This window comes from Natrinema gelatinilyticum (genome assembly GCF_024266705.1).
GTDB classification, from domain to species: domain Archaea; phylum Halobacteriota; class Halobacteria; order Halobacteriales; family Natrialbaceae; genus Natrinema; species Natrinema gelatinilyticum.
In genome coordinates, this window is record NZ_CP100756.1 from 3,378,108 (window position 1) to 3,400,254 (window position 22,147).

The 22,147-nt window shown below is 62.0% G+C and carries 23 protein-coding genes and 1 tRNA gene; 10 read left to right on the plus strand and 14 right to left on the minus strand.

Going from position 1 to position 22,147, the window contains the following annotated elements; all coding sequences use genetic code 11:
• Positions 1-18: 18 nt before the first annotated feature.
• Complete coding sequence (locus NJU76_RS16595; protein WP_254530463.1) at positions 19-1,170, minus strand: multicopper oxidase domain-containing protein; 1,152 nt, start codon at positions 1,168-1,170, stop codon at positions 19-21.
• 235 nt (positions 1,171-1,405) lie between these two features.
• The gene (locus NJU76_RS16600) at positions 1,406-2,767 is read right to left on the minus strand and encodes an NAD-dependent succinate-semialdehyde dehydrogenase (RefSeq protein ID WP_254530464.1); all 1,362 of its coding nucleotides are present in this window, start codon (positions 2,765-2,767) and stop codon (positions 1,406-1,408) included.
• A gap of 254 nt (positions 2,768-3,021) precedes the next feature.
• Between NJU76_RS16600 and NJU76_RS16605 the strand changes: the two genes are divergently transcribed.
• Entirely contained in the window at positions 3,022-3,327 is a 306-nt protein-coding gene (locus NJU76_RS16605; protein ID WP_254530465.1) for a cupin domain-containing protein, read from the plus strand.
• 13 nt (positions 3,328-3,340) lie between these two features.
• Here the strand turns inward: NJU76_RS16605 and NJU76_RS16610 are convergent, their stop codons facing one another.
• Positions 3,341-3,973, minus strand: coding sequence for a uracil-DNA glycosylase family protein (locus tag NJU76_RS16610; protein ID WP_254530466.1), 633 nt, complete (start codon positions 3,971-3,973; stop codon positions 3,341-3,343).
• A 199-nt stretch (positions 3,974-4,172) separates the two neighbouring features.
• On the opposite strand from NJU76_RS16610, the gene NJU76_RS16615 reads away from it, so the two are divergent.
• Positions 4,173-4,664: a metal-dependent hydrolase gene (locus NJU76_RS16615; RefSeq protein ID WP_254530467.1), complete on the plus strand. Its 492-nt coding sequence runs from the start codon at positions 4,173-4,175 to the stop codon at positions 4,662-4,664.
• An 87-nt stretch (positions 4,665-4,751) separates the two neighbouring features.
• Here the strand turns inward: NJU76_RS16615 and NJU76_RS16620 are convergent, their stop codons facing one another.
• Positions 4,752-5,630: a COX15/CtaA family protein gene (locus tag NJU76_RS16620; RefSeq protein ID WP_254530468.1), complete on the minus strand. Its 879-nt coding sequence runs from the start codon at positions 5,628-5,630 to the stop codon at positions 4,752-4,754.
• A gap of 248 nt (positions 5,631-5,878) precedes the next feature.
• Between NJU76_RS16620 and NJU76_RS16625 the strand changes: the two genes are divergently transcribed.
• Positions 5,879-6,988 (plus strand): M24 family metallopeptidase, encoded by a 1,110-nt coding sequence (locus tag NJU76_RS16625; protein ID WP_254530469.1) that lies wholly within the window; start codon positions 5,879-5,881, stop codon positions 6,986-6,988.
• 85 nt (positions 6,989-7,073) lie between these two features.
• Here NJU76_RS16625 and NJU76_RS16630 read toward each other — a convergent pair whose 3' ends face one another.
• From NJU76_RS16630 to NJU76_RS16670, 9 genes are all read right to left on the minus strand, one after another.
• Positions 7,074-7,733: a helix-turn-helix domain-containing protein gene (locus NJU76_RS16630; protein ID WP_254530470.1), complete on the minus strand. Its 660-nt coding sequence runs from the start codon at positions 7,731-7,733 to the stop codon at positions 7,074-7,076.
• 55 nt (positions 7,734-7,788) lie between these two features.
• The gene (locus tag NJU76_RS16635) at positions 7,789-8,871 is read right to left on the minus strand and encodes a glutamate--cysteine ligase (RefSeq protein WP_254530471.1); all 1,083 of its coding nucleotides are present in this window, start codon (positions 8,869-8,871) and stop codon (positions 7,789-7,791) included.
• A 99-nt stretch (positions 8,872-8,970) separates the two neighbouring features.
• Complete coding sequence (locus NJU76_RS16640) at positions 8,971-10,566, minus strand: fatty acid--CoA ligase (RefSeq protein WP_254530472.1); 1,596 nt, start codon at positions 10,564-10,566, stop codon at positions 8,971-8,973.
• Positions 10,567-11,083: 517 nt separating this feature from the next.
• On the minus strand, positions 11,084-11,734 hold the full coding sequence (locus NJU76_RS16645; protein ID WP_254530473.1) for a fibrillarin-like rRNA/tRNA 2'-O-methyltransferase: 651 nt from the start codon (positions 11,732-11,734) through the stop codon (positions 11,084-11,086).
• The gene (locus NJU76_RS16650) at positions 11,727-12,614 is read right to left on the minus strand and encodes an NOP5/NOP56 family protein (protein ID WP_254530474.1); all 888 of its coding nucleotides are present in this window, start codon (positions 12,612-12,614) and stop codon (positions 11,727-11,729) included. Before NJU76_RS16650 ends, NJU76_RS16645 begins: the two co-directional genes overlap by 8 nt.
• A 128-nt stretch (positions 12,615-12,742) precedes the next feature.
• Complete coding sequence (locus tag NJU76_RS16655) at positions 12,743-13,870, minus strand: DUF63 family protein (RefSeq protein ID WP_254530475.1); 1,128 nt, start codon at positions 13,868-13,870, stop codon at positions 12,743-12,745.
• 97 nt (positions 13,871-13,967) lie between these two features.
• Positions 13,968-14,771, minus strand: coding sequence for an inositol monophosphatase family protein (locus NJU76_RS16660; protein WP_254530476.1), 804 nt, complete (start codon positions 14,769-14,771; stop codon positions 13,968-13,970).
• 177 nt (positions 14,772-14,948) lie between these two features.
• Positions 14,949-15,119: a globin family protein gene (locus tag NJU76_RS16665; protein WP_254530477.1), complete on the minus strand. Its 171-nt coding sequence runs from the start codon at positions 15,117-15,119 to the stop codon at positions 14,949-14,951.
• A gap of 214 nt (positions 15,120-15,333) precedes the next feature.
• A tRNA-Leu gene (locus NJU76_RS16670) sits at positions 15,334-15,416 on the minus strand.
• Positions 15,417-16,041: 625 nt separating this feature from the next.
• Here NJU76_RS16670 and NJU76_RS16675 point away from each other — a divergent pair.
• Positions 16,042-16,539 carry a DUF309 domain-containing protein gene (locus NJU76_RS16675; protein WP_254530478.1) on the plus strand — a complete coding sequence of 166 codons (498 nt, stop codon included), beginning with the start codon at positions 16,042-16,044 and terminating at the stop codon, positions 16,537-16,539.
• A gap of 140 nt (positions 16,540-16,679) precedes the next feature.
• Positions 16,680-17,477 carry a M14 family metallopeptidase gene (locus NJU76_RS16680; RefSeq protein WP_254530479.1) on the plus strand — a complete coding sequence of 266 codons (798 nt, stop codon included), beginning with the start codon at positions 16,680-16,682 and terminating at the stop codon, positions 17,475-17,477.
• A gap of 42 nt (positions 17,478-17,519) precedes the next feature.
• Here the strand turns inward: NJU76_RS16680 and NJU76_RS16685 are convergent, their stop codons facing one another.
• Complete coding sequence (locus NJU76_RS16685) at positions 17,520-17,660, minus strand: hypothetical protein (RefSeq protein ID WP_254530480.1); 141 nt, start codon at positions 17,658-17,660, stop codon at positions 17,520-17,522.
• Positions 17,661-17,687: 27 nt separating this feature from the next.
• Between NJU76_RS16685 and NJU76_RS16690 the strand changes: the two genes are divergently transcribed.
• From NJU76_RS16690 to NJU76_RS16710, 5 genes are all read left to right on the plus strand, one after another.
• Positions 17,688-18,041: a glutaredoxin family protein gene (locus NJU76_RS16690; RefSeq protein ID WP_254530481.1), complete on the plus strand. Its 354-nt coding sequence runs from the start codon at positions 17,688-17,690 to the stop codon at positions 18,039-18,041.
• Between the two features lie 111 nt (positions 18,042-18,152).
• Positions 18,153-18,734, plus strand: a complete 582-nt coding sequence (locus NJU76_RS16695) for a DUF7110 family protein (protein ID WP_254530482.1) — start codon at positions 18,153-18,155, stop codon at positions 18,732-18,734.
• Positions 18,735-18,883: 149 nt separating this feature from the next.
• Complete coding sequence (locus NJU76_RS16700) at positions 18,884-19,873, plus strand: patatin-like phospholipase family protein (protein ID WP_254530483.1); 990 nt, start codon at positions 18,884-18,886, stop codon at positions 19,871-19,873.
• Between the two features lie 414 nt (positions 19,874-20,287).
• A complete protein-coding gene (locus NJU76_RS16705) occupies positions 20,288-21,568 on the plus strand; it encodes a PQQ-dependent sugar dehydrogenase (RefSeq protein WP_254530484.1) in 1,281 nt (426 codons plus the stop codon).
• A 250-nt stretch (positions 21,569-21,818) separates the two neighbouring features.
• Positions 21,819-22,139, plus strand: a complete 321-nt coding sequence (locus tag NJU76_RS16710) for a zinc ribbon domain-containing protein (protein ID WP_254530485.1) — start codon at positions 21,819-21,821, stop codon at positions 22,137-22,139.
• Positions 22,140-22,147: the final 8 nt, after the last annotated feature.

The following is a 22,147-nucleotide window of genomic DNA, read 5'->3' on the forward strand; positions in this document are numbered from 1 at the left end:
ACCACCCCGCTCGAGGGATTAGTCGTCGTAGCCCGCGTACGCCATGAGGTCGGCGAAGATGTCGGTGTCTATCGCGTCACGGTAAACGATTGCGTCGACCATCCCACCGGGATAGACGGTGCCGTTCATCGCGTGGTCGACCTTGTGACAGTGCATGAGATAGATCCCGGGGTCCACGTCGGCTTCGAACTCGATCGTATGGCGTTCCGCGGGCGCGATGTTGGTGACGTCCTGTTCGTACTGGGCGGTTTCAGGGACCCGGCCGCCGTCTTTTTCGACGAGTCGGAACCTGTGGTTGTGCGTGTGCATCGGGTGAGACATGTAGCCAGCGTTGACCATGTGAAGGCGTACGGTGTCGCCGTGGTCGACGATTATCGGCGAGCCGTCCTCCGGGTGAAGCGTCCGCGGAAGGCTCTTTCCGTTGATAGTAAATACGTCGGGGGTTCGCTGTCGGGAATCGTACTCGACGTCCTGCCCCGCGAACTGTCGGCTCAGCCGCGAGTCCCAGTCTTTGATCGTGAAGAAATATTCCTTGTCGGCGGGTTCGTACCCCTTCGGGTCGACGCGGAAGATGCCGTACATCCCCATGTCGATGTGGCGATGGGTCTGATAATGACAGTGATAGAGGTGCGTCCCCGGGACGTTCGCCGGGATGGTGTACGTGTGTTTCTCGCCGGGGGTGACCGTAATACCGGTCGTGGTCGGAACGCCGTCGTTTTCCCAGCGTTTCCGCGCGCCGTGGAAGTGCAGCGTGTGGGGCATGTCGGCGTTCGTGTTGTCGAGCGTCACTTCGATGTCGGTACCTTCTGTCGTACGGAGAATCGGTCCGGGAACGCTCGGGGTGCCGTCGTCCGCCTTGAACGCCCAGACCCGCGGGAGTTCGACCGGCCCGCCCATCGAATCGAGCGGGTGGACGGCGTGTCGAGCCGTGACCGACTGCAGCGTCACGCGTCCGCCCCGTTCGTCGACCTGGACGACTTCCGGTGGTGTCGTCCACGGGAGATCAGGTTCTGCGGATCCATTCTCAGGCTCTTCGTCCGACCGCACAGATTGCGTATTCGGCTGGGAATCCTGGCCGAGGCAACCCGCCAGTGCCGCAACACCGCCGGTCGCTGCAACGAATTCGCGTCGCGATAGCCCGAGTCCGGGTGCACCGATACGATCGCTCATAACAGGTGATCCTATGAAAGGCCGGCGTATAACGGGGTGAGCAGGTTCTTGAGCGGCGGGAACCCACGAGAACATGTTCTCCGTTCGTATTTAAACGATTTCGAAACGGATCTGGTCCCCGTCCGCCCCACCCATCGAATTGTCGCCGGAGCGACCTCTGTCTGCCAATTACGGGAGGGAGTACGCCGAAGAACCGGGACACGAGCCACGACGGTGGCGTTTTTGTAGCACTTCGTTACTCGACCCAGACCGTTTTCCGGTTCACAAACTCGAGCATGCCTTCGCGGGCGAGTTCGCGGCCGTGGCCGGAGTCTTTGATTCCGCCGAACGGAACTCGCGGATCGGACTTGACGAGTTGGTTGACGTAGACGCAGCCGGCCTCGATTTCGCGGGCGAGGCGTCGCCCGCGTTCGCGGTCGGTCGTCCAGACGCTAGCTCCGAGTCCGAATCTGGTATCGTTAGCCTTCGCGACGATTTCGTCCTCGTCGTCAATTTCGTAGACGGCGGCGACTGGACCGAACGTCTCTTCCTTGTCGGCCGGACACCCCTCGGGGACGTCGGTGAGAATCGTCGGCGGGTAGTAGGCGCCTTTGCGGTCCATCGGCTCTCCGCCGATGAGGACTCGTGCGCCGGCCTCCACGCTCGCTTCGACCTGTTCGTGCAGCTCCTCCATGAGGTCCGTGCGGGCCTGCGGGCCGACGTCGGTCTCCTCGTCCATCGGATCGCCGATCGTGAGCGACTCGACTTCGTCGACGAATCGGTCTACGAATTCGTCGTATACGTCCGCGTGAACGAGGAATCGCTTCCCGGCGATACAGGACTGCCCGCCGTTCTGATTGCGTGCCCACGCGGCCGTCTCGGCCGCGTCCGCCAGGTCGGCGTCGTTGAGGACGACGAACGGGTCGCTCCCGCCGAGTTCGAGAACTGACTTCATGAGCTGGTTTCCCGCGGCTGAAGAAACAGCACGACCTGCCGGCCCGCTGCCGGTGACGGTCGCGGCTTCGACACGCTCGTCCTCGATAACGTCGTCGACCAGATCCGACGGAATCAGCAACGTCTGAAACACGTCCTCGGGGTAGCCCGCCTCTCGGAACACGTCTTCGATCGCCTGTGCACAGCCGGGGACGTTCGAGGCGTGCTTCAATAGTCCGACGTTGCCCGAGGTGAGGTGCGGAGCCGCGAACCTGAACACCTGCCAGAACGGGAAGTTCCACGGCATCACTGCCAGAATGGGGCCGAGCGGATCATAAACGGTCTCGACGGCAGATCCTGGCGGACTCGGATGGGAATCGGCCTCGAGGTAGGCGCTGCCGTACTGTGCGTAGTGGTCACAGACCCACGCGCACTTTTCCACCTCTGCGATTCCCTGCGTGATCGGCTTCCCCATCTCTCTGGCCATCGTTTCGGCGTACTCGCGTTTGTGTTCGCGAAGAACGTCGCCCGCGTCAGCGAGCAACTCCTCGCGCTCGCGGATCGGACGGTCGCGCCACCCCTCGTAGGCCTCGGTCGCCCGTTCGATTGCGGCCTCGACTTCCGATTCCGTGTGCTCCTCGACGGTCTCCTCTCGCTCGCCGGTGGCCGGATTGGTAACTTCCATGGGATATGTGTATATGGTGGAAACGTTAAACGTTTACATAATGTGGGCTACTGGTCGAATCGCCGGAACGTGTGCTGTTCCGTCTATGGCTGGCGTTTTCAGACTTCGATTGCGGCCCGATGCTGAAGTATATCCGCACGGCAATCGCAGGGGAGCGTCGGTTTTGGTGTCGTTGCTCGCGAATGACGCTCGATCCCGCCTCGTTCGAACTGGTTCGTGCGGACGTTCAAGACGTGAGGGGTCATACGTCTCCTATGTCCGACGTCACAGCACTCGATTCGCTCGAGGAGACGACACACGTAGAAGTATTCGACGGGGGATCGCCCCGAACCGTCCAACTTCGCCTGGAGGCCGATGAGCGCGTCCCTGCACACCGCCATCCCGATTCGAACGTCGTCTTACTCGTGCTCTCCGGTAGCCTCGAGCTCACGCTCGGCGACGAAAAGTACGACCTCGAGCCGGACGACGTCGTTCGATTCGATGGTGATCAGGACATTTCACCACGCGCAGTCGAACCGAGCACCGCGCTGATCGTGTTCGGGCCGAAATGCGCCTCGTAGGATCGGATCCGTTTCAGCCGACCACCGTCGCCACGCCTTTGGTCTGTCGGTAATCGCTCGCGAGCAGAGACTGCAGCTGGGACTCGATAGCGCTGGCCTCACCGTCGACCCACGACGTCGGCTCCCTGATCGGAACGACCAGGAACCCGCGGCCTCGAATTTCCTTCGCGTGGAGCGTCGCCATATCGAGATCGTGTCGGTGACGTTGGGTCGTGTACTCGCGGAGCACGCGATTGGTCGCCTGCTCACCGACCGGCAGGAGGATATGCGCGTTGATCGCCCGCAATTCGGCGTCGAAGAAGCGCTCGAGGTCGTCGTAGTCGGCCGCCGTCGGTGCCTCGTCATCCGGGAGGCTACACATGTGGATGTAGCTCGCAAAGCAGTTCTCGAGGGTAGGACGCGTCCATGAGCCACTCGCGAATCCGATGTCGCGAAGGAGTTGCTGTATTGCGAGTCCGCTCTCGGTTTCGGTGAAGGGAACGCCCGTGGACTCACCGCCGTGAATGCCTGGATAGTCGCCAATGACGTGGAAATCAGCATTGGCGTCACCGTAGCCGAAGACTGCGGTCCGATCGTCCGGATCGGATCGGTCGAACGGTGGTCGGAATCCGAACGGATTGCTCGTCCTGTCGGTGACGTTTCGCACGTTCCAACGAAACGGAGCGGCCGGTCAAAACGTCGGCGATCGCGGCAGCATAGCATTCCGTTCGACGAGTCGCAGTCTATTCGCCCGATAGCCGTCGTCCAGTCGCTTCCTGAAGCACGACGGTGTCCGGTCACGGCCGGTACGACGCAGGTTTCGGATGACGGTGGGTTTATAATTCAGACTTGTATTTATTTTGTAGATGCATCAGATGGGTCATTACGGCTGTGCGTTGCTTGCGTACACGCCACTCGGCACCATCGTCGCTCTCGGGGGATACGGGGACATCGCGATCGTCGGCGGACTCGTCTGCGTGGCGCTGTCGACGCTACCGGACTACGATCACCGGGTCCCGCTGATCTCCCACCGGGGCCCGACTCATTCGATCCCATTTGCGCTACTCGTCGGTGTGGGCCTCGCCGCCGTGACCGCCTTCCTCGTCGACTCCTCGTCGGCATTCACTGGCGCGAGCGTCGTTGCTTTTGCCTTCCTCGTCGGCGTTATCTCGATCGGTTCACATCTCCTCGCAGACGCATTGACACCGATGGGGATCAGCCCGTTCTGGCCGTTCTCGAGCCGACGGTACTCACTCGAGGTGACGACTGCCGCGAATCCGATAGCTAACTACGGGTTGTTCGGTCTCGGTGTCGGTGCCGTCCTTTTCGGCATTTCGATTATCGTCGCCCTCGGCTGACTTCCTTTGAGACCGTCTTCGAGGAGCCTGGCCTCCGGTCTACCGCCGGAGCAGGCCGAGTGTCTTGGGGTCAAGCCCCGAGGCGGTTCACGGGGAGAGTGTAGTCGAGTCCCCGTCCAGGGGCGTTTCGCGTCGGCTCCACACCATCCCGACGGCGAACGTCGAGAGAAGCGCCACGACCGCGACGAGGTACGGTGCCTCGAGGGTCGGGTTCACCGCCTGCCTGCCGAAGAAGAGGACGACGACGACGAGCGGCGGCCCTGCGAGCAGCGGGGTGACGGCGCGTCCCGTAAAACGGTGGCGACCGACCATCGCGGCGACGATCGCCGCACCGAGCAACGTGAGGGTTACGGCGTACTGGGTCAGTTGCATCGTCGGCGAGTACGTCGCAATCCCAGCGTCGACCGCAGGACTGAGGACCACGTGGACCGGGACGGCGGCGATACCGAGCGCGAGCGAACCGAGGACGTGAGGCTTCGAGAGCCGCGGCGCCCAGACGCTGACGGTGGCGACCAGAAACAGCGTGAAAATCGTGACGGCAGTCCAGAAGTGCAGCGAGAGGATGTCCATCGTGTACTGCTTCACCGTCTCTCGGCCGAGAGCGACCTGCACCGGCGTCAGTACCATTCCGAAGACGACCAACGCGGTCACACGCCGGTCAACGTCGGGCAGTTGCCAGGCTGCCAGTGCGGAGCCGACGATCGCAAAGCCCGCAAACATCGCGACGAAGCGGTGGAACCATTCGTAGAAACTCGGTAGATTCGCCGGCAACAGATTGAATGGCCCGCCGTCGCACCGGGGCCAGTTGGCCTCGCAGGCCAGTCCGGAACCGGTCGCCTTCGCCGCGACGCCCAGGAGGATCGTCGCAGCGACCAGTGCGAGCGTGGCGGTCAGCAGGTGCGGATAGCCGAACCGATCGATCAGTGACCGAAGTCTCGAGTCGGGCGTATGATTATCGTACGACACGGGCGTTCTGTCGAGGGTTAGAACGGGCCGTACTTAGGTTGCCCGAGTCGTCCAGTTCCCCGGGAATCGCCGGATCGAACGTGGCCAGACCGTGGGCCGGCGTTCTATTTCGGACGTCTTCGACCGTTCGTCACGGAACGAACTGACGGTAGACGCTCGCGGCGAGCCCAGATCTGAACGGAAAATACTCATGGCGTCGACGATTCGCCGTTCGTCGGATTCAAGGACTGTCCTCGCCAGCACCAGACATGGACAAACGCGAACGACTCGACGCCTACCTCGAGTCACACGACCTCGAGTCGGTCTGGTTCGCCCGACCGAACTCGTTTGCGTGGCTGACCGGCGGACGTAACGTCGTCGACCGCGAGACCGAAGCCGGCGTTGCGGCGATCGGATACGACGGGAACGACCTGACCCTGGTCGCTGACAACATCGAGGCCGATCGTATCGTCGCCGAAGAACTGCCGGATCTCGAGACGAGCGACATCTCGCTGGAACGATTTCCGTGGCATGCGTCGTCGCTTCCCGAGGCGATCGCCGAGCGCGCGACGACGGAGGGGCGAGCCTCGGCGGACATTTCGGTTCCCGGACTCGAGCGCGTCGATCCGACGCCGCTTCGGCAGCCGCTTACCGAGCGCGATCGCGAGCGATACCGCGAACTCGGCAGGGAGACGGCAGCAGTTGTCGAATCGGTCTGTCGGCAGGTGCAAACCGACGACACGGAACTCGAAGTGGCGTCGGCCCTACGCGTCGCGCTTTCGGCTCGAGAGATCGAAGCGCCGGTCGTCCTCGTCGGCGGGGCCGAGCGGGCACTGCAGTATCGTCACTACACGCCCACGCAGGCTACCCTTGAGGACTACGCGCTCGTCTCCGTGACGGCTGAGCGGGCCGGTCTTCACGCGAGCTGTACCCGGACTGTCGCCTTCGATCGGCCCGAGTGGCTCGCAGACCGCCACACCGCCGCTGCTCGAGTCGAGGTAACGGCCCTGGCAGAGACACAGGCGATGGCCGCCACCGACGAGGCCGCAACGGCTGGCGACGTGTTTCACGCGATCCAAAACGCCTATGTTGCCGTCGGGTACGAGGGCGAGTGGAAGAATCACCATCAGGGAGGCGCCGCTGGCTTCGCCGGCCGGGAGTGGATCGCCGCGCCGGGCCACGAGGCACCCGTCGTAGCCCCGATGGCGTACGCGTGGAATCCGACCGTTCAGGGCGCGAAAAGTGAAGACACCGCACTCGTTACCGACGATGGAATCGAATCCCTGACGACGACCGGCACGTGGCCGACTTCGACCGTCGCGGCAGTCGATCGAGACGTCGAACTCGAGCGGCCGGATATCCTCGAACTCGAGGAGTGACGACGAGCGGGGACGTCACTCCGCTGGTTCGACGCGTGTTGATGCGACGGCGGTTACTTCGAGTCGGTGGTGTGAAGTCGAGGTATTAGCCAGCGGTCTCGTGATCATCGACGTCGTCGCGCTCGTTCGTCCCCGTGTCCGTCGTCTCGACCTCCGCATCGTCCTCGAATTCGACGACGTCGCCGTCCGGGCCGGGCTCGTCGACCGCGGTCGGTGTCGTGTCGTCGACGGTGATCGTGACTGGTTCGATGGTTTCCTCGAAGTCGGCTTCGGCTTCCCGTTCGCCGTCCCGGTCCAGAATGCGATCGAGCGTAAAGATGGTATTCAATTCTCGCTGGACCTGATCGACGACGCCGCCGACGAGTTCGCTGGGCTGAATCGCCGTGTACTCGTACGGGTTGTTCCCGGCACCCTCGCTCGCGCGCTTTTCTCTCGTGACGCGGTCCTCGTCGTGAAGTTCCGCGAGTGCCTCGCGGACGGTGCTCGGATAAAGGCCGGTCCCTTTCGCGACCTCCTCGGAGGTACTCCCGGGGGTCGCAAGGAGATACACGTAGATTTTCGCACGGGTCTCGGTATCCAGGATCCACGAAAGCAGGTCGACGATCCGCTGATCGAGCTCCTCGACAGCCGCATGTCGACCGGGGCCGTCTACGTCGGTCTCGACGAAATCGGCGGATTGTTCGAGCGATTCGCCTCCCTCATCCGCGGCATCAACCGGATGCTCGTCAGTGTCGTCGGAACTCATGTGTCTACTCGTACAGGACGAGGCCTCGCGCGGAGTTAAACCTTTGCGGGGGTGTTCACTCAGTGTCCAGAAGAAGGGATTCACACAGCGCGTCGGGGCCCTCTTCTTCGAACAACCGTCGCTGTCGCTCCGCACCACTCTCCCGCTCGTAGATGCGTTTGATGCCGTCGATTCCGAGTCGCTCGCACTCCCGGTCGACGAGTTCGCCGAGGTCGACGGTGTCGTCGAGGTCGCGATCGATGAACGACGCGTCCTGTCCGTAACGGATGGCCCGCCACTTGTTTTCGTCGAGCAATTCTCGTCGGTGTCGGTGGCCGCTCGCACCGTCTTCGTACTCCTCGGCTAGTGCCTCGACGAGTGCGTGGGCGTACTCGACGAACGCCAGGACGATGTTTGAATCGGCTTGACTGTCAGGCGTCCGTATTTCGACGGTCCCGTGGGCAGTGTGGGGTCGAACGTCGTACCAGAGTTCGCCCCGATCGTTGATCGATTCGGTTTCGAGCATCACCCGCTCGAATCGGTCGAACGCCTCGAAATCCGCGAAGTGGGTCGGCATGCCGGTGTTTGGTAACGCCTCGAAAATTTTTGCACGCGCAGACTGGAGTCCCGTGTCGAATCCGTCCCAGAAGGGCGAGTTTGCGGAGAGTGCGAGCATGATGGGGACGAACCACCGCAGTTCGTTGGCGATCCAGACCGCCTTATCGGCGTCGTCGACCCCGACGTGAACGTGGACCCCGGCGGTCGTGTTCCGGTGCTGTGGATACTGGATTCGGTCGAGTTGTGCCTGGTATCGGGGTTTTTCGGCGTGTTCGAGCTCGCGCCACTTTGCGAGGGGGTGGAGCCCGGCGGCTGCAATATCGTAACCGTGTGCGTGCGCGTGGTCGACGAGCGCCCGTCGGACCGCAAGAAGTGCGTCGCGTGCGTCCGCCGGGTCCTCGATCAACGGAGTCTGGGTCTCGATTACGAACTTGAACAATTCGTGATCGAGCCGACCCTCGAGGATCTCGGGCGGGTCGTATTCGTAGACGAGTTCGTCGGTCCCACTCGTGGGACGACCGTCCTCGTCGACGACGAAGCACTCCTCTTCGATCCCCAGCGTCCCCATGTGCGTAAACGATTCTCGCGACCCGCGTTCCATCGTACCGTGCATTCGTCGCCGATAATAAATACAATTTGGAGTCGGTTCGTACGGCCGGAACCTCAAGTCCGACCGAACTCTCTCTCAATTTTCGGCGCTTCAGGACGATACCGTTTCGGATTCGGGTTCTGCGTCCGACTCGTCACCGCGAAGCTTGAATTTCTGGACTTTGCCGCTCGGGTTCTTCGGGAGTTCCTCGACGAAGTAGTACGTTCGCGGTCGCTTGAAGTCAGCGAGATGATCGCTCTCGAGGGCGAACGCATCGAGATCCGCCACGCTGACATCGCCGGCGGTGACGATGTACGCGACGACCTGTTCGCCCCACTCTTCGTCCGGTTCGCCGAGGACTGCGGCTTCTTCGACAGCGTCGTGAGTGAACAGGACGTCTTCGACTTCGGTCGGATAGATGTTTTCGCCGCCGGAAACGATCATGTCGTCTTTCCGGTCGACGACGTAGAGGTAGCCGTCATCGTCTTGATAGCCGAGGTCCCCGGTGTAGTACCACGTCGTCCCGTCGGCTTCGCGCAGCGACTCTGCGGTCGCCTCGGGGCGGTTCCAGTACTCACGCATCGTACACGGACTCGCGATCAATATTTCCCCGACGTCGCCCCGCTCGACTTCCTGGTCCGGGTCCGCGTCGGGCTCGACGATGCGTATGCGGTGATTGAGCCCCGGCAGCCCGGCCGAGCCCTGTTTCGAGAGCTGATCTTCCGGAGGCTGAAAGACGCCAGCGGGGCCAATTTCGGTCATTCCGTACGCCTGCAGGTAGTCGTCACAGAGGTGCTCCCTGCAGTTCTCGAGGACCTGTTCTGGCATCGGCGCTGCGCCGTACAGTCCGAGCCGGAGCGACGACGTATCGACGTCCATTTCGGCGGCCGTCAACGAGAGCGCGTTCCAGGCGGTCGGTGCGGCAAACAGGAGCGTCACATCGTGGTCTGCGATCGCTTCGAGGACCGCATCCGGTTCGAATTCGTGGTGGATTACGTTCGCCGCGCCGCGGTGAACTCGCGGGAAGAGATTACAGTGGAGTTCGGCGCAGTGGTACAGCGGCATCATCGAGAGGCCGACGTCGTCGCGAGTGAGGTTCGACTCCGCGATACATAGCAGGTTGTGTTCCACCATATCCCGGTGTTCGTGAACGACCCCCTTCGGACGGCCAGTCGTTCCTGACGTGTAAATAAACGCGTACACGTCGGTTTCGTCGACGCGGACATCGGGTCGGTCGGCCGATCCCGACTCGAGCAGCTCGTAGAATCCCCTCGCGTCCGCTGGGGTTTCCTCGCTGTCGTCGTCGATGAACACGTACTCCTCGACCGTCTCCAGAGATGGCCGGGCTCCATCGACCGCCTCTCGAGTCGCGGATTCGAAGAGGACCATTTCCGCCTCGGCGTCGTTGACGATATATTCGATCTCGCCCGCCGGCAAGCGGAAATTCAGCGGGGTGAAGACGGCACCGATCTTCGAACACGCGTACACAGTGAGCGCCATCTCCGACCCGTTGTAGAGTACGGTCGCCACCCTGTCCCCTTTCTCGATTCCGGCCTCGAGCAACGCGTTCGCCAGCCGATCGACGCGCTCGTCGAACTCCGCGTAGGTCCACCGCTGGCCCTTATGCGAGTAGACGATCGCGTCACGATCCGGATGGCGCTCGACCGTCCCCTCGAGCGTATCACCTACTGTGGGATGCTCAGACATACCATGAAATGTACGAGGATCGACTTTATATTCTTTATTGAGGTTTAGTGGGTTCTGCGGGAGCGGCGATCCCCTGTCGCTCGCCATCGCTGTCGTTCTCGAACTCGCAGTGTACGGGAGTGTCGCTGTTCGATGGATCGCCTTCGGTGATTGGCGCACTCTCGAGACGGCGCCGCTTCGGGATTCCGTGTCGCGTCGGCCACGATTCACGAACACGGTTGGATTCGGGTTCGGTGACGGGGCAAATGTGGGCACTCTCGTGGTCAGTTTCGAGCACGGAAACCGAAGTGCGACGTGACGTTAGCTGCTACAGTAGGTCTGTACACCGGATGGGTACTCGTGTTGCTCGTGACAGGGTTTGCACTTGAATTTCGTGATGTAATTTCGATGCATATAACCCTCAGAGAGGCATCGAACCTTTTGAATAGACACCATACATGACAGTGGTGGACAGGTAACCCGAAACCAATACGATGGAAACACGTTACTACTCTCTGGCACGCCATCTCGACCTAACTCACAGCGAATCAGCTCGTCGCGGCCGCGCGACGATTCCGAGGTGATCTGTATGATACTCCTCGAGCCCCTTCTCTTCTAAAATCTCGTACCCGCCCGACAACTCTTCCCTGACAGTTTCAAAAACAACCGCCGGTTCTCGAGTCACGTCCTCGCTCCGCGCCTTCACGGCCAACAGTAACCGCCCATCGTCGGCCAAGAACCGCCGGTTCTCGAGCGCCACCCGTGCCTGCCCCCGCGTCGCCACGTCTTGGACGATCACGTCCACGTCCGACTCCACCACGTGTGCGTACGTCTCGGGCTTGCGGGCGTCTTTCAACAGCGGGAAGAGTCGATCCCGCGGCGCCGCGACCTCGAGCAGATCCCGCGCCGGCCGCGGGGCGAACTCGAGTGCGTAGGTCGGCCCGGCGAAATCGGCGACGTGGCTCACGGTCGTTCCACTCGCGGCACCCAGGTAGAGGACGGTCTCGCCCCCCTCGAGTCCCGCGTCCATCCCTAACTCGAGAAACGCGGCGAGTTTCGACCGGGTCGGGTTCCAGGCTCGCCACCCGCCGTCGGTTGGCTCGCCGTAGACCGGCTCGCCGCGGGTCGCGAGTCGCTCGACGCCGTCGAACGCGCGGCGCTCGACGCCTACCGGGAGATTCTCATTCATCGTCTCCACCTCCGTCGGGCGCGGCGTCCTCGTCGCCCGCGTTCTCGTTCGCCGTCCGCGCCTGAATCGTCTCGATCCGGTCGGCCAGTTCCGCCTCGAGGTCGGGCCGCAACTCGCCCGAGTAGTGATCGACACGGGCCGCGATGGCGAGTTTGCCAGCCACCGCGCGGGCCGCAGACCCTCGGTCGTCGGGACGCGTGCCGCGGACCGCGTCGTGCGTGTAGATGATCCCGTGTTTGGGCGACGGCGCGTGCCCTCGCAGGTGGGCGAACAGCGCGTCCTCCGCACCCAGCACCTGGATCGTGCCGCTCGGTTTCTTCGCCAGTTCCTCGAGTCCGCCGGCCAGCGACACGAGTCGCGCGGCGAGGACGGGCTCGGCGAGCGCGGAGAGGTTCGGCGCGACGGCAGGCATCCTGCGCTCGATGAACGCGTGCAGATCGTCGGCCTCGTCGGCCAGGTCGGCGACCCGTTCGGCGAGTGAACGGATCGCGGGCTCCTCGAGCGCGTCGGCTTCACCCGCCGCAACCGCTCTCGCGTACTCGACGCCGGTTCCAGCCTCGGGGTCGACCGTTCCCGCCCACTCGGACAGCCGTTCGGCGAGTTCGTTCGCCGTCCGATTACAGTCGTCCATCGCCCGCACTGCGTGGACGAGTTGGCGGTCGTCGGCCCGCTCTCGTTCGGCTACAGCGGCCCCAGTCGCGGCCGTCGTCGCCTCGCGCAGGGCGTCGTAGTAGTCGTCTTCGTCGCTCACGAACCCGGCTTCGAGCGCGAGGGCGGGCCACTCGCGCGGTTCGACTGCGCTCCCCTGGCGAATCGCGGCCGCCATCGCGTCGGAGTCGTCCGGATCGACGTCCGCGAACCACCCGTCCGTGTCGGTCATGGTCGCTCGTTCCCGCCCGGAGCGATTAAAGCCCCCGTTCGCGGGATCGAGGTCATGGGTTTGCGGACGCCGAGTGTCGGGATCGCTCGGACGCGTATCGCAACGGGACTACCACGGGCCGAGCCGATTCACACGCCGAACGTCGCTCGCAGCATGTCACGGGTCCCCGGACCGAGGCCGACGGCGACGACGGTGATCATGAGCAAGACGGCGTAACGAGGGTTCTCCTCGAACACGGTGTCGTCGAAGATCCAGATGATGAAGACGGCGGCAGCGACTTTCACGAACAGGAATGGCCAGGCAGAACCCGTCACCGACACGACGCCGGCGGGCAGGACGTCGGCCGTCGTGTTGGCGATTGCACGGTTGATGGGGTGCTTCGGAACGAGATTGGCCGGGAGTCCGAGTGACGTCGCCCAGTCGAGACCGACGACGTTCGCGACGCCGTCGATCGCGTGGGCCCAGATGACGACGATCCCCATGTTCCGAGTTCCGCGATTCAATTCGGGGGCGAACCGCTCGATGGCCTCCCAGGTAATCGCGGTCGTGAGGGTCGCACCGACGAGGACGACGATCGGAATAAGGGGATAGAACTCAGCGTAGGGTTCTGTCGCCGCCGTGTACCCGAGATACGCGACCGAGACCGCCAGCAGGGCCGTTCCGATACCGGCAAGCGGGTACTCGTAGCCGGAGACGTAGTCGTTGCGCTCGAGCCAGACGGAACTCACGACCGTGATCAGGGCGATGAAGAAGACGGTGAAGTAGATGAGCGGGCTGATAATGAACCCCGACCAGGGCAGCTCAATGGCCATATCGCCAGTCGCCTCGAAGGCGGCCGCGTTTGCGTCTTCGACCACGCGGAGCGCGCCGCCAAAGAGCATGAACGGGAACAGGGCGAAAAAGCCCGCGCGATAGCGTTCGATCTCGAGGCGCTGGACGAGAAAGACGACTCCGATGAGCAACAGGATCAGCGTCGGGATGTAGCCAGCGTATGAAACGAACGTGTAACCGGGTTCGGCGGTCGGCCCGGCACCGGCGGGCGCTTGGCCGCAGGGCACCTGTTGGCCGTCGGCCCAGGCGACGCAGCTCCAGCTGTGCGCGTCGGCTACGACCGGCCCCCAGAAGTACTGCCAGATGATCTCGACGTACACCCGCTGAGGGAAGAGAACGGCACCGAGGACCACGACGGCCGCAAGACTTGCGACGGTCCCGGCCCAGACGCGTTCGGCCCCGAACCGATCGATGAAGTCGTCCATACCCGAATGCCCTAGTCGGAGTGCTTACCATTTCCGATTTTCACCGCGCGTGACCGGTACCGGTCGGCGAGCACCTCGGCAGGACGCGACGACCGATTCACCCGTCGATTTCGCGCGCTGCCGCGAGCAGATCGTCGTGGATCGCGCCGTTCGAGGCTACCAGGCCCGTACTGTCGTGGCGCCAGCGCTCCCCCTCGAGATCGGTGACGACGCCGCCGGCCTCGCGGATCAGTTGCACGCCGGCGACGGTATCCCACGGGTTCGCCCGGAGGTTGGTCAGGGCCCCGTCGAGTGCGCCCGAGGCGACCATGGCCAATTCGAACTGGGCACAGCCGAACCGACGCATGTCGCCGAATCGATGGACGACCTCGCGACACGCAGCATTGTACTGATCGCGTTGATCGAAGTCCCACCAGAAGGTCGGACAGACGGTCGCCGCCTCGGGGTCGTCGCAGTCGCTGACCGATAGCACCTCACCGTTGCGAAACGCGCCCGCAGGCCCGACGCGGTACGTATCGGAGAGGGCCGGACAGACGGTCGCGGCGCCGACCGGTTCGCCGTCGTCGACGGCTGCGACGGCAGTGCCGAACACGCGGATGCCGCCGACGTAATTGTTCGTCCCATCGATCGGATCGACGATCCACGCCGGACCCGACGAGGGTACCGCTTTCAGGGCGTTCGCTTCCTCACCAACGATCGGATCATCCGGATAGGCCCCCCGAATCGTCTCGATGACGGTTTGCTGTGCATCCCGGTCGACCTGCGTCACCACGTCCGTTTTGGATCCCTTGGTTTCGACTGCGAGGTCGGTTCGGAACGAGTCGGCCGCGATAGCAGCACCCTCGGACGCCGCGCGAACTGCGACCCTCACGCGGCCGGAATTGGGTTCGGCTCCGCTCATGGGACACCATCTGCGACCGGGAAACAAAAGTGGTCGTTATTATCGTTTCTCGCTCGGCGCGCGTGTGACCGTTACCAGTTTTCCTTGGGGACGTACGGGTAGCTCCAGAGGGCTACTTGCAACACGATCGACTTGAACCAGGCGTGGTACATCCGGTCGATCGCTTCGTCGGTGTGGTCACTGTTCGCGAGAAAATCGCGAATCGTCGCCGGCCTGGCGAAGAGCGTCCTCGTCGTCTTCGTCGAACAGCACCGTCTGTTTCAACCGGTCGAACTCCTCCATTGTGATCGGTGCCTCAGGAACCTCGTCCGTTCCGTACGTGTGTCCCGGAATCTGGTCGCTGCTCATCGTATCGAACGCTCCTGCCGTTTGTGTCATAAATATGGGCGGCACCGTCCCCGAATCTTACCGGTCGGGACGACGACGTGTCACCTCGCCGGATCCACCTCGATGCTCGAGTCGAATGACGAAGCGACGGGCAGTCTACCCGGTAGTATGCCAGGTATCTCGGCAGAAGTATGCGAGGGAAGATCGCTCCGTCGGGATCTTCCGCATCTTACGATGCGAGGGGAGGGAATCGAACCCACGAACTCCTACGAGAGCGGATCTTGAGTCCGCCGCCGTTGGCCGCTTGGCTACCCTCGCACGCATCTCTCTCTGAAGCCCTCCCCGGGGTTAAATCGTCCGATTCGCTTCGATGATGTATCGGCGTCATCGACGAACAGCCCATAACCGACGGGAGGTACCAGTCGAAACGGTCGGTATTCGACGATGGACCGCGACTGCCGACCCACGGCTGTCGGTACGTGAACCGTGAATGCGCTCGAGGAGCGACGTGGAACGCGTAATAGCACACCGCGCTACGGCTGTGTGGCCCGCTCACTGTTCGAGTTCCACGAAGCGCTTATCGCAGTTCAGACACTGGTATCCGCCTTCGATATGGGCGTAGAGGCGCTCCCCACAGTGCTGACACCGGCCGTAGGGCTGGATCATTCAGTCAATGTAGGGTGGCGTATCCGAATAAAGGGGGTGCTTACACATTCAACTCGATGACTGATCGACAGCGGGACGCCTGTTCGCTTCGTATCCGTTCGTCGTATATTCACTGATCGCTGAAACAACGCCATACCACACTGGAGAAGCGGACACGACACCCCGGATCGATCACCGGCGAGATAGGCTCGAATCTCGTGTCGACCACGAGAGTGCACCGACGAGTGCGACGGTTCGTGGAGAAAAGATACGACCCTGAAGGCCCTATTGGAACCTGATGAGTGACCATACTCGAGACGACACTGTCGCGCCGCCGATTTCAGGGTGTCCAACTGGATGGAACGAGGGACGTGGCACGTCGAACGGGTGGGAGCATGGCACTCTTCGACGCGCCGTGATCCACGGGGTCGCCTTCTATAACGAGGGCGAGTTTCACGAGTCGCACGATTGCTTCGAAGCGGAATGGTACAATTACGGCCGCGGAACGGCCGAAAGCGCATTTTTGCACGGAATGGTGCAGGTGGCAGCGGGCGCGTACAAGCACTTCGACCTCGAAAACGACGACGGCATGCGGAGTCTCTTCGACACGGCGTTACAGTATCTCTGTGATGTACCGAACGATTACTACGGTATCGACCTCCTCGATGTGAAAATGACTCTCCAAGACGCGCTGAGCGATCCGAAGGCGCTGCACGACTGGCAGATCGAACTCGACGGGGAGTTTCCGGAAGTGACACCGACGGATTTCGAGTACATAGCAGGGCTCGAGGGATAGTGACGAGGCTCGCTGGCCGACACGCGTTCGAGTGATCGCGATGGAAGTCGAGGCATACAACTGCTCGGTGCCTGCCTCTCGGTCGATCCGGATTGTGACGGATCGAATCGCCTTTGCCGTCGCAGTCGAATATACCAATAATGAGAGTCGCACAGCTGGGGTCAGGAACACCCGACGTTGCAGTCGTTGCCGGTATCCACGGGGACGAACCCTGTGGCGTCAGAGCCGTCGAACGACTGCTCGACGAACGTCCCACCGTCAAACGGCCGGTCAAACTCATCGTCGTCAACGAGGCGGCGCTGGAGCGACAGGTTCGGTTCGTCGACGAAGACTTGAACCGCGCGTTTCCCGGCGATCCCGATTCGAAGACACACGAAGGCAAACTCGCGTCAGATCTCGTCTCCGAACTCGAGGGCTGTCTCGCCTTCTCGATGCATTCGACACAGAGTCACGCCGAACCGTTCGCCATCGTCAACGGCGTCAGCGAGACCGCGAAAGACGTCGTCCCGCAACTCCCCGTCACGGCGATGGTCGAGACGAGCACCTTCGCGGAAGGCCGACTCTTCTCGGCGGTCGATACGATCGAAGTCGAGTGCGGCCTGCAGGGCTCCGAGACGGCCGCCGAAAACGCCGATCGGCTAACACGCGCGTTCCTCACCGCGGTGGACGTGTTGCCCGGCGATACCGTTCGCCGGGACCTTCCTGTCTACCGGCTCACCGATGTCATTCGCAAGGACCGGGCTACCACCTACGAAGTGTTCGTCGATAACTTCACTGAAGTCGAACCGGGCGCTCCGTTTGCTGCGGCCGACGGCGAAGAACAGATCGCCAAACAATCGTTCTATCCGGTGCTCATGTCGTCAAACGGCTACGAGGACGTCTTCGGGTACACTGCCGAAAAAATAGACGTCATCGAGACGAAAGCGACAGCGGAGTAGCGAGTACCAGACGCGGAGTCGTCGCAACCACGGTGCATTTGACTACGGCCCACGTCTCCTCGTGTGGGCCGTCTTTCCACTTTCCTCGAGTAGTTCGGCCTCGTCGACTCGTCCCTTTTCGACGGTCTCGTCGCGTCGGGTGGCTTCGGGCCCGGTTTCGTGGCTACCGATGACGCAAGGCATATTTTCCTCACTATCGTACTGGGCGATATGGAGTTTCCACCGAACCAGGGCCGCGACCAGGAGGAGGTCAACGAGCGCGTCGCCGAAGCGATCGAAGAGAACGAAATCGTCCTCTTCATGAAGGGGACGGAACTGATGCCCCAATGTGGGTACTCCCGCAAAGCCCTCGGTCTGATCAACCATCACCGCGACGAGTACGAAACAGTCGACGTTCTCGAGTCGCTCGACGAATATCGACAGGCGTTGTCAGACCGAAGCGGTTGGGAGACGATTCCGCAGACGTTCGTCGACGGCGAATTCGTCGGCGGGTCCGACATTCTCGAGGAACTCGAAGAGCGCGGCGAACTCGCGGATACGCTCGACGGGTCAAACCAATCGTGAACACGAGGTTATATTAATTAGTCCTGATATTTCACGGATCTAATAGCAGGTCATATAAGTCACGCCCTCGTACTAGAACGTAACGACTGTCGTCGTACACACCTTCCCACTATGTCAACAGAGGAATCCAGACACGTTTATCGACTCCACTCGACCCTCGAATTGCCCCTCGAAGACCTTCGTGAGCACATCGACGACGCGACGTTCCCCGATGGAATCGACGACGTCGAAATAACGCGGCGCAACAATACGCTCATTCTGAAAGCCGTTGCGGAGGATCAATCGGTCAGTAAATACACTCCCACGGCCCAGCTCAAGGCCAGCGTCACGGAGAATCGGGTCTACGAGGAGGATCCCGACGAGCGGCGGCAATCCTTCCGCTGGGACGAAGATGAGGAAGAAGAAATCGAATCTGAACTCGTCGAGTTCGCTGCATTCAAAGGTGATAGAGAAACCGTCCTCCAGAATTCACTGCTCCAGTACGAGATGTTCCTCGTCCTATGTGAGATTGCCGAAGCCGCCGAAAAAGGAACGCTGACGTCAATTTCAGAGCGCAACGGCGACCTCGAGGCGACTCGGATCGTCGACGGCGAACCACGTCCAGCCGATATCGAGGTCGTCGAGGGTCCGCGCGACCGGGGATCGGGTCAGGGCGGCGTCAACTGGCGGGACAATAAATTTATCAGTGATTGAATCCGTACAAGGAACAGATACGAAATAGATAGGGTCGGTTGACTGTCCGGAAGTCCGGAGCGACTGCAGCGAGTCAGAACGAGTAGCAACGTTCGTTTCGCGGATCGCGACCCCTATCACTAAGCCGAGATACGTTGACAGATTCTCCTATGAGCCACGGTGTCGACGCCGGTACGACGAGCCGTGTTGCGATCGCCTGTCAGGGTGGTGGCAGCCATACTGCATTCACCGCGGGCGTCCTCAAACGACTCCTCAGGGAATGTGACACGAAATCCTACGACCTCGTCGGATTGAGTGGAACCTCCGGCGGAGCCGTCTGTGCAACCGCCGCCTGGTTCGGATTAGCCGAACGCGGGACCGACTATGCGATCGGAACGCTCGATGCGATCTGGCGTGACTTTTCCGCACGATCACTGCCCGATACGATCGTCAACGAGTGGGTGGTCTGGCTGGCACAGTTCGCCGCCCGCGGCGGGCCGTTGCCACTGTTCAGCCCGTACGAACTCCCGTATACCGACGTCGGCCGTGACAGGTTTCTCGACACGCTCGAGGCGCACATCGACTTCGGTCGCGTTCCCACCCTCGCCGCCGACACGTCGATCGATCTGATTCTCGGCGCGGCGGACGTCACCGAAGGTGAATTCAAAACGTTTCGCAACGATGCGGTCACCGCGGAGGCGGTTCTCGCGTCGGCAGCGGTTCCGACGCTGTTCGAAGCAGTGGAAATCGACAACCACTGGTACTGGGACGGGCTGTTCTCTCAGAATCCACCGATCCGTGACTTTCTCACGATGCCACAGGACGCGGCGGAAAAGCCGGACGAAATATGGATCGTTCAGATCAACCCGAAACACCGCGAGGAGGTTCCCGAGTCGGTGGAAGACATCGCGGACCGGCGCAACGAACTGGCGGGCAACCTCTCCCTGTACCAGGAAGTGTCTTTCATCGAAACGATAAACGAACTGATCGAGCGAGGAAGCCTTCCGGAGCAGTACAAACCCGTCGATGTCGAGTTTATCGATCTGGGGAGCGATCTGACCGCGCCGTCGAAGGTCGATCGGGATCCGGCGTTCGTAGACCGGTTGATGAAGCGGGGGACCCGGCGCGCAGAGCGGTTTCTCAGAGAACGGCGTAAATGACTTCACCCCCCGGACGGCTGGTACGCAAGACGGGGCTCAGAACTCTCAGAGCCCACTTGACCAGGACCAGTTCCAGAACCAGGACCCGGCGAGATGGATGCTCGAACAGCCTCCTCGGAGGTGACGATGCTCGGGTCCGACACGAGGCGCTCCCCTCTAGTGTGATCCAGGAGATACGTTATATCGAAGAGGGGAACGACGCTCTATCGAAGACGGGAACGTGACTCGAGAGCGGTCTCGATCGTTCGATACTGATATCGACGTAAACAGATTCGACCCCGATCCACGGCGACCGATGACCGTGCCGCAGCGGTCTCCAGCGGATCTGTTCCGTTTGTCGACAGTACGTGGCCTGGAACGTTCAGTCTTGCTCGAATAGGCGTATTTCTGTCTCGAGACTGTACGAATCCCTCCATGGCGCCACACATCAGTCGACGACGGCTCTTGACGGTTGCAACCGTGGGAGCGACGACGGGAATAGCCGGGTCTGCGGTACGGGGGTCCGCTACTCCTATCGAACCGGACGAACAGACGAACGCGATCGATCGAGTCCCGGATTCGGTCGGACTCGAGACGCTCGCCGACGGAATGGCGATGCTGGTGGCGGTCGACTTTGCACCGGACACCGACCGACGGTACATCGCCCAGCGCGACGGCCGCGTCTACGTTCACGAGACGGACGGGATCCGCGAGGAACCGTTTCTCGATCTGCGCGAGACGGTCATCACTGGCGGGGAACGAGGACTACTAGGTATGACGCTCCATCCGGAGTTCGCAGATAACCGGCGGCTGTTCGTCCATTGCAGTACGTCGTCCCGCCCCGGGACGCCAGAGGAGTACGACCACACAGGTGTCATCGCGGAATTCGAGGCGACCGAGGAGGGGACCCGGGCGAAGCGGGAGACCGAACGAGTCGTGCTCGAAGTGCCTCAGCCGGCGGATTTCCACAACGGCGGTGATCTCGCGTTCGGCCCGGACGGGTATTTCTACGCCGGTATTGGGGCGGGCGGTGGTGGGGGCGGTGGCGGACAGGACGTCACGACCGACTTCCTGGGAAGCGTTTTGCGCATCGACGTCGACGACCGGGCGGCGGATCGGGAGTACGCGATCCCCGACGACAATCCGCTGGTGGACCGCGAGGGGCTCGACGAGTATTACGCGTGGGGCTTTCGGAACCCCTGGCGACTGTCGTTCGACGACGACGATTTCTTCGTCGCGGACGTCGGGGAAAACGACTACGAGGAAGTGAACCTCGTCGAGAAGGGGGGGAACTACGGCTGGAATATCATGGAGGGCACCCACTGTTACAGGAACGACGACTGTCCGGCTAAGACGGGTACGGACGGCAACGACGGAGAACGGTTCCGCGACCCGATCATCGAGTACCCTCACGGAGAGGACACCTCGAGCGTGACCGGCGTCTCGGTCATCGGCGGCTACGTGTACGACGGTTCGACGATACCGGCGTTAGAAGATGCCTACGTCTTCGGGGATTTACTGGCGTCTGAACGATTGTTCGCAGCGACGCGCCCCGAGGACGACGGAGACCTGTGGCAGACCACCGTCGTCGACGTTTCGGACGGTCCGACCATAGAGCGAATCCTCTCGTTCGGGCGTGACGACAGCGGTGAGATGTACGTTCTCGGAATCGGGGCCAGTGGGGGTGGCCTCTATCGCATCGTTCCAGCGGCGTGATCGAACCCGTACGGAACGACACTGGACGGGGGCTCGCTGCTGCAAAACAGAGCGTCCGCGGCGAACGCGGACGTTGACGGGGACGAGTACCTGACGTGACATCGACGTCGGTACGAGGTGGGCCCCTCCGCGTCGTACTACGAGAAATAGCGGCCGAATGGACAGGTACCGCGACGGGACGAGGGCGTCTCGCAACCACAGCGGACCGACCGAGCGCTAAACGTTTTTGATCTGCCCGCGAACGGAACGTATGGTCGATCCGTCACCGTACGAACTCGTCGGTCGTCTCGCCATCGCAGTGTTCGTCATGGTCGCACCGTCGCTCTGCTTTCTGGGGTTGGTCAGGGGACTCGAGCGGATGCGTGACGACGACCTCATTCTGGCGTGGGCGCGGACCCGAAACGGCGACCAGGAGTACGAACTCCCAACGAACGACGACGTACTCACCGCGCTGGTGACCGACGTCGGTACCGAGGTGGGTGAGATGTCGACCGTTCGATGTCCAGTCTGTAACACGAAAAATCGGATCGAAATGACGTACTGTCACGACTGTCAGCACCGCCTCGCATAGGACCGAGA

Bases quoted from the DNA above. Each gene is read 5' to 3' on its own strand.
- NJU76_RS16595 (WP_254530463.1), bottom strand. From the start codon at position 1,170: ATGAGCGATCGTATCGGTGCACCCGGACTCGGGCTATCGCGACGCGAA.
- NJU76_RS16600 (WP_254530464.1), bottom strand. From the start codon at position 2,767: ATGGAAGTTACCAATCCGGCCACCGGCGAGCGAGAGGAGACCGTCGAG.
- NJU76_RS16605 (WP_254530465.1), top strand. From the start codon at position 3,022: ATGTCCGACGTCACAGCACTCGATTCGCTCGAGGAGACGACACACGTA.
- NJU76_RS16615 (WP_254530467.1), top strand. From the start codon at position 4,173: ATGCATCAGATGGGTCATTACGGCTGTGCGTTGCTTGCGTACACGCCA.
- NJU76_RS16625 (WP_254530469.1), top strand. From the start codon at position 5,879: ATGGACAAACGCGAACGACTCGACGCCTACCTCGAGTCACACGACCTC.
- NJU76_RS16630 (WP_254530470.1), bottom strand. From the start codon at position 7,733: ATGAGTTCCGACGACACTGACGAGCATCCGGTTGATGCCGCGGATGAG.
- NJU76_RS16635 (WP_254530471.1), bottom strand. From the start codon at position 8,871: ATGGAACGCGGGTCGCGAGAATCGTTTACGCACATGGGGACGCTGGGG.
- NJU76_RS16640 (WP_254530472.1), bottom strand. From the start codon at position 10,566: ATGTCTGAGCATCCCACAGTAGGTGATACGCTCGAGGGGACGGTCGAG.
- NJU76_RS16645 (WP_254530473.1), bottom strand. From the start codon at position 11,734: ATGAATGAGAATCTCCCGGTAGGCGTCGAGCGCCGCGCGTTCGACGGC.
- NJU76_RS16650 (WP_254530474.1), bottom strand. From the start codon at position 12,614: ATGACCGACACGGACGGGTGGTTCGCGGACGTCGATCCGGACGACTCC.
- NJU76_RS16655 (WP_254530475.1), bottom strand. From the start codon at position 13,870: ATGGACGACTTCATCGATCGGTTCGGGGCCGAACGCGTCTGGGCCGGG.
- NJU76_RS16660 (WP_254530476.1), bottom strand. From the start codon at position 14,771: ATGAGCGGAGCCGAACCCAATTCCGGCCGCGTGAGGGTCGCAGTTCGC.
- NJU76_RS16665 (WP_254530477.1), bottom strand. From the start codon at position 15,119: ATGAGCAGCGACCAGATTCCGGGACACACGTACGGAACGGACGAGGTT.
- NJU76_RS16675 (WP_254530478.1), top strand. From the start codon at position 16,042: ATGAGTGACCATACTCGAGACGACACTGTCGCGCCGCCGATTTCAGGG.
- NJU76_RS16680 (WP_254530479.1), top strand. From the start codon at position 16,680: ATGAGAGTCGCACAGCTGGGGTCAGGAACACCCGACGTTGCAGTCGTT.
- NJU76_RS16685 (WP_254530480.1), bottom strand. From the start codon at position 17,660: ATGCCTTGCGTCATCGGTAGCCACGAAACCGGGCCCGAAGCCACCCGA.
- NJU76_RS16690 (WP_254530481.1), top strand. From the start codon at position 17,688: ATGGAGTTTCCACCGAACCAGGGCCGCGACCAGGAGGAGGTCAACGAG.
- NJU76_RS16695 (WP_254530482.1), top strand. From the start codon at position 18,153: ATGTCAACAGAGGAATCCAGACACGTTTATCGACTCCACTCGACCCTC.
- NJU76_RS16700 (WP_254530483.1), top strand. From the start codon at position 18,884: ATGAGCCACGGTGTCGACGCCGGTACGACGAGCCGTGTTGCGATCGCC.
- NJU76_RS16705 (WP_254530484.1), top strand. From the start codon at position 20,288: ATGGCGCCACACATCAGTCGACGACGGCTCTTGACGGTTGCAACCGTG.
- NJU76_RS16710 (WP_254530485.1), top strand. From the start codon at position 21,819: ATGGTCGATCCGTCACCGTACGAACTCGTCGGTCGTCTCGCCATCGCA.